At 70.0% G+C, this 13,845-nt stretch carries 12 protein-coding genes; all 12 read right to left on the bottom strand.

Annotation, left to right across the window (positions count from 1 at the left end):
• Window positions 1–40: 40 nt before the first annotated feature.
• Complete coding sequence (locus tag ACWGJ2_RS19885) at window positions 41–652, bottom strand: AAA family ATPase (RefSeq protein WP_453347445.1); 612 nt, start codon at window positions 650–652, stop codon at window positions 41–43.
• Window positions 649–1,437, bottom strand: coding sequence for a hypothetical protein (locus tag ACWGJ2_RS19880; protein WP_453347444.1), 789 nt, complete (start codon window positions 1,435–1,437; stop codon window positions 649–651). Before ACWGJ2_RS19880 ends, ACWGJ2_RS19885 begins: the two co-directional genes overlap by 4 nt.
• A gap of 65 nt (window positions 1,438–1,502) precedes the next feature.
• The gene (locus tag ACWGJ2_RS19875; RefSeq protein WP_453347443.1) at window positions 1,503–2,294 is read right to left on the bottom strand and encodes a hypothetical protein; all 792 of its coding nucleotides are present in this window, start codon (window positions 2,292–2,294) and stop codon (window positions 1,503–1,505) included.
• A 1-nt stretch (window position 2,295) separates the two neighbouring features.
• Window positions 2,296–3,276 (bottom strand): radical SAM protein, encoded by a 981-nt coding sequence (locus ACWGJ2_RS19870; protein WP_453347442.1) that lies wholly within the window; start codon window positions 3,274–3,276, stop codon window positions 2,296–2,298.
• A 51-nt stretch (window positions 3,277–3,327) separates the two neighbouring features.
• Window positions 3,328–3,519: a helix-turn-helix domain-containing protein gene (locus tag ACWGJ2_RS19865; protein WP_453347441.1), complete on the bottom strand. Its 192-nt coding sequence runs from the start codon at window positions 3,517–3,519 to the stop codon at window positions 3,328–3,330.
• A gap of 210 nt (window positions 3,520–3,729) precedes the next feature.
• Entirely contained in the window at window positions 3,730–4,257 is a 528-nt protein-coding gene (locus ACWGJ2_RS19860; protein WP_453347440.1) for a DUF6879 family protein, read from the bottom strand.
• Window positions 4,244–6,838, bottom strand: coding sequence for a Helicase associated domain protein (locus tag ACWGJ2_RS19855; RefSeq protein ID WP_453347439.1), 2,595 nt, complete (start codon window positions 6,836–6,838; stop codon window positions 4,244–4,246). Before ACWGJ2_RS19855 ends, ACWGJ2_RS19860 begins: the two co-directional genes overlap by 14 nt.
• Window positions 6,760–7,164 carry a hypothetical protein gene (locus ACWGJ2_RS19850; protein ID WP_453347438.1) on the bottom strand — a complete coding sequence of 135 codons (405 nt, stop codon included), beginning with the start codon at window positions 7,162–7,164 and terminating at the stop codon, window positions 6,760–6,762. Before ACWGJ2_RS19850 ends, ACWGJ2_RS19855 begins: the two co-directional genes overlap by 79 nt.
• A 137-nt stretch (window positions 7,165–7,301) precedes the next feature.
• On the bottom strand, window positions 7,302–9,647 hold the full coding sequence (locus ACWGJ2_RS19845) for a Helicase associated domain protein (RefSeq protein WP_453347437.1): 2,346 nt from the start codon (window positions 9,645–9,647) through the stop codon (window positions 7,302–7,304).
• Window positions 9,648–9,812: 165 nt separating this feature from the next.
• Window positions 9,813–11,912 carry a tetratricopeptide repeat protein gene (locus ACWGJ2_RS19840; RefSeq protein ID WP_453347436.1) on the bottom strand — a complete coding sequence of 700 codons (2,100 nt, stop codon included), beginning with the start codon at window positions 11,910–11,912 and terminating at the stop codon, window positions 9,813–9,815.
• Window positions 11,913–12,378: 466 nt separating this feature from the next.
• Window positions 12,379–12,573, bottom strand: a complete 195-nt coding sequence (locus tag ACWGJ2_RS19835) for a hypothetical protein (RefSeq protein ID WP_453347435.1) — start codon at window positions 12,571–12,573, stop codon at window positions 12,379–12,381.
• A 29-nt stretch (window positions 12,574–12,602) separates the two neighbouring features.
• Entirely contained in the window at window positions 12,603–13,844 is a 1,242-nt protein-coding gene (locus ACWGJ2_RS19830; RefSeq protein ID WP_453347434.1) for a cytochrome P450, read from the bottom strand.
• Window position 13,845 lies beyond the last annotated feature (1 nt).

The following is a 13,845-nucleotide window of genomic DNA, read 5'->3' as shown; positions in this document are numbered from 1 at the left end:
CCACCGTGGGGCTGCTGGTGTCGGCGGGACTGTAGCGGGATCAGGTCGCGGCGAGCCCCATCTGCTCAACGTGCTGGATGGCCCAGCGGACACGCTCGGGGTTGGTGAGGCCGGTGGGCATCTCCAGGAGGTGTACGCCCGTGTCCCGGCACACTTTGTAGATCAGCTCGTCGGCCTGGTCCTGGAGGTTGTGGACGTTCTGCCGCATCCGGTCGCCTCCGGCCCGCTGGTCGTAGCGGTCGCGGCAGTAGATGACGGTGTCGTAGACCAGGGGCATCCAGGCGCGGCAGAAGGATTCGGCGGCGGCCAGGACGCTCCCGGCTCCCGGCTCGACGTTGGTGTCGAGGAGCAGGCAGGCGAGGGCGATCACGTTGGCCGGGGTCTTGTCGGCGATCAGGAGCTGGTGGTGGCGGGCGGCGCGTAAGGGGACGGTGAGCTGCTGGCCGAAGAGGTCGATCTCGGCCGGGAGGTCGAAGTGCCCCTGGCCGTGCAGGACGATCTCCTCCATGAAGGGGGCCTCGCGGGCGGGCTCGCCGGTGCAGGCGACGTGGATGCCCCGCTCGCGCAGGTGCGCGGTCAGGGCGTGGACGAGTGTCGTCTTGCCCGCTGCCTGGGTGCCTTCGACGGCGATCACGGTGCAGGTGCGGATCATGGTTCCTCCAGGAGGCCGGTGAAGGCGGGGGTGTTGAGGTAGGGCCAGGCGCTGTCGGCGCCGGTGGCGAGCGCGCGGTTGACGTTCAGGCCGCTGCTGCTCCAGTGGGCGAGCCCTTGGGCGCGGGCGGCGACGTAGGCGGTGGAGAGGGAGTGGCGCAAGTTCAGGACGCTGATGCGCTCGCGGGCGAGCGGGTCGCTCGTCTCCAGCCAGCGGCGGTGCAGGGCGGTCATGGAGGTGCCGCGCAGTTCGGGCTGGGTGACATCCAGGCCGAGTTCGGTGCACACGTCCACCAGGCGTCGTGAGGTTCCGGTGAGGAGGTGTCCGGCGTCGTAGCGGGTGTCGCACCAGCGGGGGCCGGGCCCGTCGGGGGTTTGGGCGCGGCGCTGCTTCCAGCGGGTGCGGGCTTCGGCGAGGGGTGGGTGGGGGTGGTCGGCGGTGGCTTCCAGGACGGCGAGGTCGGAGCAGACCTGGTGGCCGGTGAGCAGGTCGGCGCTCTGTGCGGCGGCGCGGAGTGTTTCGGAGGCGGAGCGGACCAGTTCCGGGGTCTCGGCGGGGTCTTCGACGTAGACGCTGGTGTACGCCCACGGCTGCTGGGCCAGGTCTGCCGGTTTGCCGGTGGTGGGCAGGTCGAGCCAGACGATGCTGTAGCAGAAGGGCCGGTTGCCGTTCTTGATGCGGTAGTTCTTGGTCCACTCGACATCGATGGACGCGACGCGCAGGACGTCGGACCGTTGCCGTGGGGGCGCCGTCGGGGCGTCTGGACGGCTGCTGGTGATGATCATTCGGGGTGTTCCTCTGCGCGGTGGGCGGGTGCCGCGCACCGGTTGTGTGCGGCACCCGCCGGAGGTTACTGACTGTGCGGGTGCGGCACGCCGCCGAGCACGGAAGGCGCCATGTCCCACGCCACGGTCTCCAGCAACCCGCGCACGGACAGGAGCGCATCCCAGTGGAGCCGGTCGGTGTGACGGCCGCCGAGCAGCGCGGTCACCAGGGCGGCGGCGAGGACGGACACCGCCAGCTCCTCCCGCGCGTCGCCGCCCCGGCCCTCGGCGAGTGCCTCGCACGCCTGCTGTGCGTGGACCTGCTGCCGGGGGCCGGCGAACTGCTCGACCGGCTCCAGGCCATGGACGACTCCTGTCTCGCTGATGAGCCCGGCCGGGCCCAGGTCCAGGGCCGTGTCCACGCAGCGCGCGGTCCCCGGTTCACGGTGGTCCCGGTCGTGCCAGGCGTCGGCCGTCGCGGTGATGCCGGGATGGCGCCTGCTGGAGTCGCCGTCGGCCAAAACCCGGAGGAGGTGGAGGTCGTCGGCCCCGTTGTGCCAGGCGATCACCTGGGCCAGACGCCGCGCCTGCACGAGGAGGACGTCCAGGGCGGCGAGCAGCGTGCGGTTCTGCCCGTCGGTGACCGCCTCGGGGACCAGGACGCGGTAGCCGAAGTGGGCGAGCGGGGCGCTGACGGGCAGCGAGCAGGTGCGGTGGATCTTCATGAAGACCCCTGCCGCGCCCATGAGCGTCGGCTCCGTGCCCGCTTCGCCCCACAGCAGGGACAGGCCGGTGAGCCAGGTCGCCGGGTGGTGCACCGGGCTGGTGACCGACCCGAAGGGCGTCTCCCGCCACCCCTGATTGGAGAGGTCCCGCACGTCACGTCACCCCCTGGGGCACGAGGTGGAGCGAGCGGCCCAGGTACTTCGCGTAGTGGTTGGTCTTGTACGGGTAACGCTTCCAGATCTCCGTGACCAGCTCCTGGAGGACGTTGCCCAGGGGCTCCCACAGGTCCTTGGCGTCGTAGACGGGCCAGGCCCGGGTGACGCCGTTGGGCTCCACGACGAGCATGTGCCCCTCGTTGCGCGGGGTCCAGGTGGTCATCCGCAGTGCGGGGGACCACTGGTACTCCGCGCGCAGCGACGTGAGCTTCGCGAAGGCCGTCTCGGCTTCGTCCTGGGTGATGAACTCGTAGTCGGCGAGGTTGAGGGCGTTGCCCTTGCGCAGCGGGAGGATGAGCTTGACCTTGCCCGCGTTTAGGACGTCGGCGATCTGCACCGTGAAGGGCAGCGCCCGGAGGGTGGAGCGGTAGACGACGGCGGAGAGGGCGAGCGGGATACCGGCGTCCTGGAGTGCGCGCACCCCCGCCATCTGCTTGTCGTAGTCGCCGCGGACGCGGCGGACGGTGGCGCGCGGGCCTTCGAGCCCGATGTTGGCGTACGCGATCTTCCCGGCGATGCGGCGGGCGTGGTCGCATCCGTGGGTGGCGTTGGTGGGTACGGCGAGGATGTGGTCGTGGTGGTACATCTCCACGATCTCGCCGAGGTCCCGGCGGCTGAGGGGTTCGCCGCCGGAGAGGAAGATGCGGGGGACTCCCGCGAGGTTGCGGCGGATGGTGTCGAGCTGGTCGAGGGTGGGGTCCGGCAGTTGCAGGGTCTCCGAGCAGAAGCTGCAGTCGAAGTCGCACCGCTTGGTGACCTGCACGATCACCGACAGCGGCACGGTGGCCGCGTGGGCAGCCGCCTCCACGTCGAGGGCGGGGTCCGCGTCGAAGTGGTGGCCGTTGCGCGCGTACTCCACTCCGGTTGTGACCGGTTGCCGTGTCCTGGTCGGCACGGCCGGTAAACCAAGATCTGTCATGGTTCCTCCTCAAAGGGGATGGAACGGGAAGAGCCGGGCACCCCGAGGACGTCACTTGCCCGGATGCCGGCCGCCGCGGGGGCGCATGGTGACGTTGGCCCTCGTCAGCGTGCCGTGGATCGCGCCATAGGACCGCTCCAGCTCTGCGGCGATGGCACGGATCGACAATCCCGCAGCATGCAGGTCCCGGGCCTCCTGTATCTCGGCGGGTGTGAGTCGTGTGCGTGGCGTGCCAGGGGTCATCTCTGTTCCTTGGATTGACGAAGTCGGAAAGCGGTGGGGTTCCCCTGCGGCCGGTCATTCAGGGGGCCGTGCCGGTGGCCGGGAGGGCGGTGAGCGCGGAGCCGTCCCGGCCACCGGTCAAGGGGGAGGGGTTATGCGCTCAGGTCGTAGTTGGTCGGGGCGATACAGCCCCGGCCAACGGCGGAGTGGTGACACTCCTCAACTCGGTCATCAGATCAAGGCGAACTCGTCATGGGGGACACCGAGTTCCCAGACGGACTCGAATGCCCGTGCGCATAGTTTCGCGACCTGTGGTTCGCTGCTCAGTTCGGTGCCGACCCAACCGCCCTCGCCAGCGAAGTGGTTGAAGAGCACGGTCTCGCTGTCGAAGATCCAGCAGTCGTTGCCCGGCAACGCCAGTCCGGAGGCCCGCGTGCGGGGCAGCCAGCGGACGTCTTCTCCGGCCTCGATGTTCTGCGGCGTCCCCTCGTGCTCAAACCGAATGTATTCGCTGGCCGGTTCGGAGATGATGCGCGCCCGGCGCAGCCGGACGCCGCGTGCCGCGGTGGCCCGCATCAGCTCAAGCCAACCGGCCTTGCTCGCGGCATCCTCCTCGGGCCCCCACTTCCCGGCCCGCCACTTTTCGATGTCGGCGGCTTCCTCAGCCACCGCGTAATGGTCGCGCATTTCCAGATGACAGGCCGATTTGCGGCACGAGCTGAAAAGCTGGGACCAGCCTTCCGCGTCAAGAGACTCCATTAATGCCATCCTTCGAAATAGTTGAATGAAGAGAGGTTGGTACTCGGGCGGCTGTTTCGCGGTTGGGGTCGGGCCACCATTCGGCAGGCCATTTCAGGGCGGCGTCGACGTGGTCGTGGACCTGCTGGAGCGCAGTGTCGTCGAGGGTGGTGAGCCACCGGGCGAGGTGGATGGTGGTGCCGTCGTCCAGGACGACGACTTCGTCGGGTGCGACTGCCAGCTCTCCGTGCGCGCGGGCGTGGATGCGGGCGGCTTCCAGATGCTGGTAGTGGGCGCGGCGGCGTGCTTCCCAGAACATGCCCAGCGCGGTCAGCCGCTCGCGGCGCGTGGTGTCCTGGCAGCTCGCGCGGTTGCGGGAGATCTGGGCCCCGAGCAGCCGGGGAGGATCGTCGGGGGTGGTGTAGCCGACGGGGACGAAGAGGTTTCCGTGTCGCCTGCGGTAGGCGCGGGCGTCCTGGTAGAAGCGTTCCCACAGGAGATCGCGGCGGCTCCAGATGATGCCTGCTTCTTCCAGGGCCTGGAGGTGCTCGGTGAGGAGCTGGCCGTTCCAGTAGCGCTTGCGTATCCGGTCCAGCTCCGAGTCAAGGTCGATGAGCTCGCCGCCGATGTCGACCAGGTGGTGTGGCGGGGGGATCAGGTGGCCGTGCTCGGCCGCGAAGTCGACGGCCGCGGCGACTATTGCCGCTCGGCGTGCCCGGCGGGAGACGGCGGGCGTGTTCGGCATGCCCAGCCGCACCAGCTCGTGGTAGTCCTCGGGAGGCAGGCGCACGTCGCCGGATCGGATCCGTGCGAGGGCGGTGTGCAGGTCCACACCGCCCTCGCGGTGGCGGTAGGGGACTGTGGCGAGGCTGCCGGTGCGCTGCGCGTACGCGCGGGCGCCCTCCATCAGCTGCCGCCGCTGTTCACGCTCGACGTCCCAGACCATGCCCAGCGCGGTGAGTCGGTCGCGGGTGGTCGGGGTGATGGTGCCAGCGCGGTAGGCGGCCCGCTGCGCGTGGTTCCACGCGCCGAGCGCGAGCCCGTTGGGGGTGTGGTGGGTGTAGGGGACCAGCAGATCACCGTGCTGCTCCCGGTAGGCGTGGGCGGCCCCCAGATACTCTTCGACGAGAGGTGTGCTGGCGCGGACGGTCCGGGTGTAGATGGCCCGGGCGAAGCCGGGGTCGATGGGTATCCCGGTCACGCTCAGCCAGTCGGGCAGCTCGTACAGGGCTCGGGGTTCCTTGGCTCCGAGCTCGTGGCGCAGCCCGTCCAGGGAGGCGGAGAGGGTTTCGTCATGCGCGCGCAGCGCCCGTACCACGCTCCACACCGGTGCCCACAGCGACTCCACGCACGGGTGCTCGGGGCTGTGTCCGGGCGGCAGCAGCAGAGGGATGATCACGGTGGCGGTCTTGTGTGCGGCGTCGCCCAGCCGCATGGCGCGGCCCACTGCCTGGATCACGTCGATCGGTGATCCTTTGGCGTCGACGAACATGATTCCGTCGACGGCGGGCGCGTTGATCCCCTCGGCCAATACCCTGGCGTTGGCGACGATGACCACTCCCGGCTCGTCGTCGCCGAGCATCTGCAAGGTCGTGCGCCGCGCTTCGCGGGGCTGTTCGCTGTAGACGCTGCCGGTGCGCAGGCGGGCGGCGATGCGGTCGTATCCCAGCCAGTCCGCGACTTCCGGGAGTGTCCGCGCGAACCACACCGCGTCCTTGACTCGGTGGTGGTAGGTGATGATCTTGCGCAGGCCGTGTTCGTCGGCGGCTCGGAGCAGGGCGATCTGGGCCGCCAGCACGGGGGCGGAGATCGCCCGGGTGTCGTTGATCTGGAAGGGGTCCGGCATCGCGTGCCGAGGGGTCCGCCGGGCCAGACGGAGAGCCTCCGCGTCCGAGACGGCGGAGACGACGATGCGGTAGTCGGCCAGCAGCCCTCTGCGCCGGGCTTCGGCGAACGAGAGGTAGTGCCCCACCGGGCCGAACTGCTGCTCGTTGTCCATGCTCGCGACGGTGGTCAGGTCCGTGGCGGCGCCCGAGGATTTCACGACGCGGGGGGTCGCGGTCATGTACAGGCGCAGGGCGCTCGGCACGCGCGCGTCGTCGTGGATGGCTGTCCAGGCGCGGCCGAGCATGTTGACGGTGCGGTGTGCCTCATCGGCGATGATGCCGTCCCAGCGGGGCAGGCCGTGCCGCTCGTGTGCTTCGGAGACGATACGCAGGCTGTCGTACGTCGTGGCCACCGTGAGCGGACCGCCGCTTCGGGCGGCCTCGGCCAGTGCCCGGGGGTCCCGCGTGACCTGGACATCCAGGATGCTCCCGTCCTCTTCCATCTGACGGCGCATGCTGGCGCCGTGGCCGCAGATGGCCATCACGGTGCCCATCGCCGCCCGCCCCACCGTGGCCTCCCAGTCGTGCAGGTGCTGGGCGAGCAGTTCGCGGGTCGGTACCGTGATCAGGCGGCTGGCCGTGACCTCGCTGAATGTCCCGGCCCCGGCCCGGGTCTTCCCTGTGCCGCAGGCCATGATCAGCCGCAGTCGCCGATGAAACGCCCATCTTCTGCGGAGGTCCTGGACGGCTTGCTGCTGGTGGGGCCACAGGGGCATGCACGGTCTCCGAGAACGGTTACGTCGGTGTTCGTCGCTTCGACGGCGGCGTCCGGATGCTGTCCCTGCTGCTCGGGGACGTGGTCCAGGGCAAGGATGTGTCCGGTCCTGGCGCGCAAGGTCAGCCTCTCGTCGAGATGACGGCTCAGAGCGCGCCGGGGCAGCTCGTTCGCGGTGGCCGTGCCGTTCGGGAGTCCTCGCTGAGAGGCGGCCACGGTGGAGGGGCGGCTGACCAGGAGCAGTTGGGCGTCCCTTGTGGTGAGGGCGTGGACACCAACGTCTAGGGGAGGCGGGTTGTTGAACGGGTCCTGCGCTTCCTCAGGCATGACGGGTTCCCCGGTTTCGGTGGTGGTGGTGGGGCTGCTTATCGCCTCGGGCCGTGACGGGTCCGGCTCGGCTGCCGTGTTCCTGTTGGGGCTCATCCCCGTGCGAACCGATCGGCACGGGGATGGTGTTTTCGGTATCAGCCGCGTCCTGGCAGTTTGCGGGTTACGGCTCGTACGCCGAGCCGGGAGAATTCCTGGGCCAGGTATGCGCTGATGGTGTTGTTGCGCATGTTCCTTCTCTGGTTGACGAACCAGCGCCCGAGTTTCAGCCCGTCGGCTGTGACGTGGTTGTAGGGCACCTCGATGTTTCCGTGTACTTGGCGGTAGTTCTCAAGCGCCTGCACATGCCGCAGTTCGTTCAACTCGCGCGCACCGAGGTGGAGATGGTTGGCGGTTATGGATTTGGCGCGTTCTGGCAATAGGTCGCCGGTCTTGAGATTCCGGAGTTGCAGGATGCGCCATACGCCGAGTCTCACTCCGCTGGCAGTGGTGTAGTCACGCGGGACGACCGGGTGGCCGTGTTCCTGCTTGAACTCCAGCCAGGCCGCGAAGTTTTGGTTCCAGTGGTACTCGGGCAAGCTGCGGATGAAGCCGAGTTCGAGGAGTTCGGCTTGACGCTCGGCGCCCAGGTCCTCCCAGCTCTTTCGCCGGGTGATCACCTGGATCCCGAGGGGACGGCCGGCCGGTGTCACGTATGTCTTGGGCACATCGAGATGTCCGTGCTCCTCGCGGAATGCGACCAGGTCCGTGAGGAATTGCTCCCAGGCGCGGTCGTGCTTGTTCCAGACCATGCCGTACCGTTCGAGTTCAGCGCTCTCCTGTGGCGTCATCAGGCCATTGCGGTGGCGGTTCTTCTGGTATTCGAGCCAGCTGTAGAAGGGAAGCCCTTCCGCGGTCGTCCAGCCGCGGGGAGGCTCCAGGTCGCCGTGTGCTTCGCGGTAGGCGGCGCAGGCGGCGATTCCCTCCGCCCAGCTGCTGCTGGCGGACCGGACGATCCGTACGGTGATGGCCCGGGCGAAGTCCGGCGGCACGGGAATCCCGTTGATACTCAGCCAGTCGGGGAGGGCTCCGTGCGGATCGGAGTCGTCCAGCCTGTCGAGGTCCAGAGTGCTGTTGTCACGGACGCCCAGGGACCGGCGTGCGCTGTCGAGCCGCCTGCCGAGGGTGTCATCGGTGGCCCGCAGAGCCTGGGCGACCCGCAGGACAGGCCCGAACTTCGTGCCCAGCAGTGCCTCTTCGGGGTCGTCGCCGTCGTTGAGGAGGAGCGGCACGATGACGGATGCGACCTTGCCGGTGCGGCCTCCGGTGCGCATGGCGCGTCCGAGGCCCTGGATGATGTCGTTGACCGACTCGCGGGGGTAGAGGAAGGCGACCCCGTCGACGTCCGGCGCGTCGACCCCCTCGGTAAGGACCCGCGCGTTGGAGACCACCTTCAGGCCGTTCTCGCGGGTGCGGAGCCGTTCCAGGACCCCGCGCCGTTCGTGGCCCGACTGGCCGCCGTGGACGTGGCCGGCCCAGAGCGGTCCGGTGGGGCGTTCGTCCGGGCCGAGGAGGCTCGCGACGGCCGGGAGTGTCGCGGCGAACCACTCGGCGTCGGTGACACGTTGGTGGAAAGTGATCAGGTTCCTGATGTCGTGTTCACGTGCCGCGCGCAGGACGGCGATCTGCCGGGCCAGCATGGTGGCGGACACCGCGGACTGCCCGACGCGGAAGTGGGTCTCTTCCTGGGCGAGCGCCTGTACCTCGCGGCTGGTGGCCACAGCGACGACGAGGCGGTAGTCGGCGAGCATGCCCAGCTCGATACCGCGGGAGAACGGGACGTTCTTGCAGATGGGCCCGTAGATCTTCGAGTCGTCCATACTGATGGCGTTTTCGCCGGTGATCAGCGGGGTCGCGGTCAGATACAGGCGACGTTCGGCCGGCAGGACGACGTTGTCGTGAACGATGCCCCAGGTCTTTCCGGCGGCTCCGGCACTGCGGTGCGCCTCATCGACGATCATGATGCGCCAGGGCGGGAGCCCGTGCTCAGCATGGGCCGCGGCCAGCGTAGGCAAGCTCTGATAGGTGATGGCCACCGTCACCCGGCCGGGGCCCTTGGTGAAGTCGGCGAGCTGCTGCGGATCGGTGGTCACCATCGTCGGCTGAGATGTCAGCGGCTGGCCGTCGCGGTCCAGGAGGACCCTGTCGTCGGAGCACACGGCGACGACGCGGCCAAGGTGGGCGGCACCCCGGTAGTCCCTCCAGTCGCGCAGGATCTGACCGACCAGGTCGATGGTCGGCGCGACGATCAACACACGGTCATCGGCAGCGACGAGGTAGGCGACTTCGCAGGCGGCGCGCGTCTTGCCCAGACCGCACGCCATCACGCCCGTGGTCCGGGGCTCGGTGGCGAGTGTGCGGACAGCTGCGGAGACCAGCTCCTGCTGGTGCGGCCACAGTCGTGGCGCGCTGCTGACAGTGTGATCGATATCAGGGCCGGGCACAGATTCCTCTTCATACGATCTTCGAGGTGCGGTACAGGGCGGGCCGCCTGCGCAGCCGCACCGTGCAGTGGGGCGCGGTCAGACACCCCGACACGGGCTCGTCGCAGTTCGCCCAGGCCGACGCCGGCCATGCGAGGGCTCGTGCGTTGCACCGGGCCGGTGCGGTCAGGGACAGGAGAGGGAACGCTGGCGCTCGTCGAGGCGGTCGATGTCGCCCCGGCGGCCGAGCTCGCGGTAGATCTCCAGGGCGCGGGCATAGCAGTCGGCGGCCTCGGTGTAGTCGCCCTGTTTCTGGGCGCCCTCGCCGAGCCACTCGGTGCAGCGGGCTTCCCAGCGCCGGGAGCGGGTGCCGCCCGAGGTGAAGACGTCACGTGCTTGCTCCAGTGCGCCATGGCCGCGGCCGGGCTGCCCGTAGGTGAACAGGACGCGCCCGAGCCATGCCTGGGCGCGGGCGGCATCGAAGCGCTCCGGGGGGTCCAGGGCCAGCAGCTGGTCGTGGACGCGGCTGAACGCGTCGATGGCCTCACTCAGCTCGCCGCGGGCAACGTGGATCTCGGCCAGGCCGTGCAGGCTCAGCGCCGCGCCGCGCGGGAGCCCGAGCCCTTCGCGCAGCTGGTGGGCACGGGTGAAATGGCTGTGGGCGGTGGTGTCGTTGCCGGTCTGGCGGTGGGTGGCCCCCAGCTCGTGGTGTGCCTGCGCGAGGTAGAAGTCCTCGCCGTTCTCCCGGGCGAGGGTGAGAACCTGGTCGAAGGCGGCCAGGGCCTCGTCGGTGCGGCCGGAGTTCCGGTATCCGACGCCGCGCGTGTTGGTGGCTTGCAGTTCGGCGGCCACGTTGCCGCTGCGTCGCGCAGCGGCGATGGCCAGGGTGTGCGCCTCGATCCACAGGGAGTAGTGGTGGCCGCGGTGCCACCACGGCCACATGCTGCTGTTGAGTACACACGTGAGCTGGTCCAGGCCCGCCTTATACGCCGCGCGGAGGCCAGCCATCAGGTTCGGATGCTGCGCCTCCAGCCACGCCTCCGCCCCGCTCTCGTCGCTGAAGGGGAGGCCGACCTGCTGGGGCGGGAGGGAGCATTCCAGCCTCTGGTGGTGGGGGGTCAGCAGCCGCTCCGCTGCCCGGGTCACGGTCACGAGCCACTCCAGGGCCCGCCGCTGTACGGTCTGCTGCTCACCCGTGTCGGCGAGGCCGCGGGCGTGCCGTCGGGTGGTGTCGTGCATCTGCCACAGCGGGCCGCGTACCGGGTCCTCCTCTGCGGTGGTCAGGAGAGCGGCGCGCGCCAGAGTTGTCTGGTGCTCGTGCGCCGCCGCTTCCGTCAGGCCGCAGGCCGCGGCGGTGGTCGGCAGGTCGAGATCGATGGTGAACAGGCAGCCGAGCTGCCGGTAGACGTGGCGGTCGGCGTCATCATCGAGTCGTTCGTAGGCGCGAGTCAGGGCGTTCATGGCAGCTCCTGCGGGGCGGGGTGGGGATACGGACAAGGCGGAGAGGGCGGAGGGCAGTTGTTGGTCGGGGTCGGCGGCGAGGGGCGCGGCCCACAGCCCCAGGGCCAGGGGCAGTCCGCCGCTGGCTCGCACGAGGGCTCGGGCGGCGACGGACGCGGTGGTGACGCGCTCTTCGCCGATGAGGCGGGCCAGGAGCTGGGTTCCGGCGGCTTCATCCAGCGGTGCGAGCGGGTGCAGGAGAGCGCCGGTGGGCACCAGGTCCATCAGGGGTTCGCGGCTGGTGACCACGACGAGGTGGCCGCTGCCCCCGGGCAGCAGCAGGCGCACCTGGTCCGCGCGCACCGCGTCATCGATGAGCAGGGCGGTCGGCGGGCGGGCCGCGGTCACCGAGCGCCACAGGGCCACCAGCTCGGAGAGCGTGCCCGGCAGAGGTTCGGGGCGCAGGGACCTGGTGAGCGCCTCCAGCAGTTCGGCGTCGCCGGCCGGGCTATCGGGGTGGTGGCTTCGGGCGTGGACGTAGAGCTGCCCGCCCGGATACTTCGACGCCACCGTGTGCAGCAGACGGCAGGCCAGTGTGCTCTTGCCGACCCCGCCGGGACCGCTGATGGCGGCGATGTGCACGCTCTCGGGCGGCAGCCCGGCAAGCCGGGCACGCATCGCCCCCAGCACGTGCTCCCGGTCGGTGAAGGAAGCCGGGACCGGCGGGAGCTGCCGCGGCAGCGGCAGGGGAAGAGGCGCCGGACGCACGACGATGTCGCCGTGCACCGCACCGGCCTGCACGGCGTGGCCCGCGACCTGACCGGTCAGGTGGTTCGACGTGGTCACCGAGCGTCCCTCTGTGTGGTGGATGGTCGGGGAGCGCCGGACCGCGAGAGGCCGTGCTCCAGGCGTCGGCGGTCGGCCCGTAGGACGATGTCGGAGGTCTCCACGGGGCGGTTCCTCCTCGTCGTAGTGGGGGCGTTCGAGCCCGTGTGTGCGGGACCGGTCCGGATTGAGCCATCACGCGATTACGGGAGGGGGAGCACGGTCTCGGGCCGCCCCCCCGGCGAAGACCTCCAGCACGTTGCGCGCGGGGTCGGCTGCGCCGGTCGCGGGCTCCGTGTCCCTCAGCCGCAGAGCCCGAAGGCAGGCGGCGCCAAGAGGATGTTGGTCGTGTGTGGGTTGCACGGCCGCGGGCGCACCGGCGATCTGGTGGTCGGCCGGAGCGAAGTGCTCAGCTATCTGGTGCATATGTGGACATTCCGATCGTCATGGGTGTGTGGAGAGTCCATGCGGGTGGTTCGGTGGTGGGTCAGGGGCCGAACTGGCGGAGTACGGACTGCAGGGCGTGAAGGTCGGTCAGCAGGTGGTCGGCGGGTGTGGTCATGGCGTGTTCCAGGCGGGCGAGGCGTTCTATGGGGTGGAGGGGACGAGCGCGGCGGCGTCGGCGGCGGTGGAGGATGACCGAGAGCAGCGCGCCGAGAGCGAGGAGGCTGATCGGGCTCATCGGGTGTGTGTCCGGTCGTTTCTGGGGGGTCATGCGGCAGGCGGAGGTCCGTCGGGGCCGGTGGTGGGAGAGCGGGCGAGGGCGGCCTTGACGGGTATGGAGATGTGGCCGCGCAGGGTGTTGTTGAGGGCGCGTACGGGTTCGCCGTCGGGCTCCAGGTGGGTGCAGTGCCGGGTGAGGGCGGTCAGCAGGCTGCGGCTTTCGAGGGCGGCGAGATGGTTCCCGGCGCACAGGTGTGGTCCGGCGCCGAAGGCGAGGTGGTCCTCGGGGCGTGCGCGTGTGGGGTCGAAGGAGTCGGCGGTCGGGCCCCAACGGCGTGGGTCGCGTCCGGCGGAGCCGTAGAGCACCCACACCTGTTCGTCGGCCTTGATGGGTATGCCGCCGATGCGGGTGGTGCGGGTGACGCGTCGCCCGAAGCCCTGCACGGGGGCTTCCAGCCGGAGGCTTTCGTGCATGACGGCCTGGGCGCTGATCTTGCCGGTGCGCAGCCGGGTCCACTGTTCGGGGTGGGTGGCCAGCAGATGGATGGCGGTGGAGAGCGCGAAGATGGTGGTGTCCATCCCGGCGGCGACATACGCGCTCATCAGCGGGACGACATCCGTCTCGGTGATCTGTCCGGCGTCGGCGGCCTGATAGAGGGCGGCCATCCACGAGCCGGGCGCGACGCTGTGGCGGGTCACTTCCTGGTGGAGGAAGGTGATGACCGCGGCGGCCACCGGCGCCGCCTGGCGGTAGCGGGCGTTGTCGGGGCCGAAGCACTCGAAGGTGGCGGCGGCACCGTCGATGAGCCGGGCGCGGGTGGAAGCGGGCAGGCCCATCAGGTCCATGACGATGTCGGCGACAAACTGGCGGGCGAGGGCGACTGCGTCGAAGGAGCCGTAGCGCAGGTGCTCGGCGACGAGCTGCTCGGCACGCTCCTCGACCGGTGCGGTCAGTTTTCGCATGGCGCGCTGGTTGAGCTGGCGGGAGAGGGGGCGGCGCAGCCGGGCGTGGTCGACCGCGTCGGAGGCGAGCACAGTTCCGGTGAGGATGTGCTCGTTGGCTTCTTCGGTGAGGGCGATCCCACCGTCGGAGGAGAAGGTTGCGGCGTCCTTGAGGACGGCGCGGGCCTCTTCGTAGCGGGGGATGGCCCAGGCGCCGTGCTTGTGGAGGTAGACGGCGGGGCCCATCTCGCGCAGCGTCTCGTGCAGCGGATGAGGGTCGCGCAGGGCGGCGTCGGCGAACAGGTCGATGCTGGAGGAGGGTGGGACGACGTCGGCGGTGACGGACACG

It is taken from the genome of Streptomyces sp. NPDC054796, from assembly GCF_053611545.1.
This window is presented reverse-complemented; position numbering and strand designations above follow the sequence as displayed.

What these genes read in the sequence shown, in the direction of transcription:
- ACWGJ2_RS19885 (WP_453347445.1), bottom strand. Translation starts at nt 652, where the DNA reads ATGATCCGCACCTGCACCGTGATCGCCGTCGAAGGCACCCAGGCAGCG.
- ACWGJ2_RS19880 (WP_453347444.1), bottom strand. Translation starts at nt 1,437, where the DNA reads ATGATCATCACCAGCAGCCGTCCAGACGCCCCGACGGCGCCCCCACGG.
- ACWGJ2_RS19870 (WP_453347442.1), bottom strand. Translation starts at nt 3,276, where the DNA reads ATGACAGATCTTGGTTTACCGGCCGTGCCGACCAGGACACGGCAACCG.
- ACWGJ2_RS19865 (WP_453347441.1), bottom strand. Translation starts at nt 3,519, where the DNA reads ATGACCCCTGGCACGCCACGCACACGACTCACACCCGCCGAGATACAG.
- ACWGJ2_RS19860 (WP_453347440.1), bottom strand. Translation starts at nt 4,257, where the DNA reads ATGGAGTCTCTTGACGCGGAAGGCTGGTCCCAGCTTTTCAGCTCGTGC.
- ACWGJ2_RS19855 (WP_453347439.1), bottom strand. Translation starts at nt 6,838, where the DNA reads ATGCCCCTGTGGCCCCACCAGCAGCAAGCCGTCCAGGACCTCCGCAGA.
- ACWGJ2_RS19850 (WP_453347438.1), bottom strand. Translation starts at nt 7,164, where the DNA reads ATGCCTGAGGAAGCGCAGGACCCGTTCAACAACCCGCCTCCCCTAGAC.
- ACWGJ2_RS19835 (WP_453347435.1), bottom strand. Translation starts at nt 12,573, where the DNA reads ATGAGCCCGATCAGCCTCCTCGCTCTCGGCGCGCTGCTCTCGGTCATC.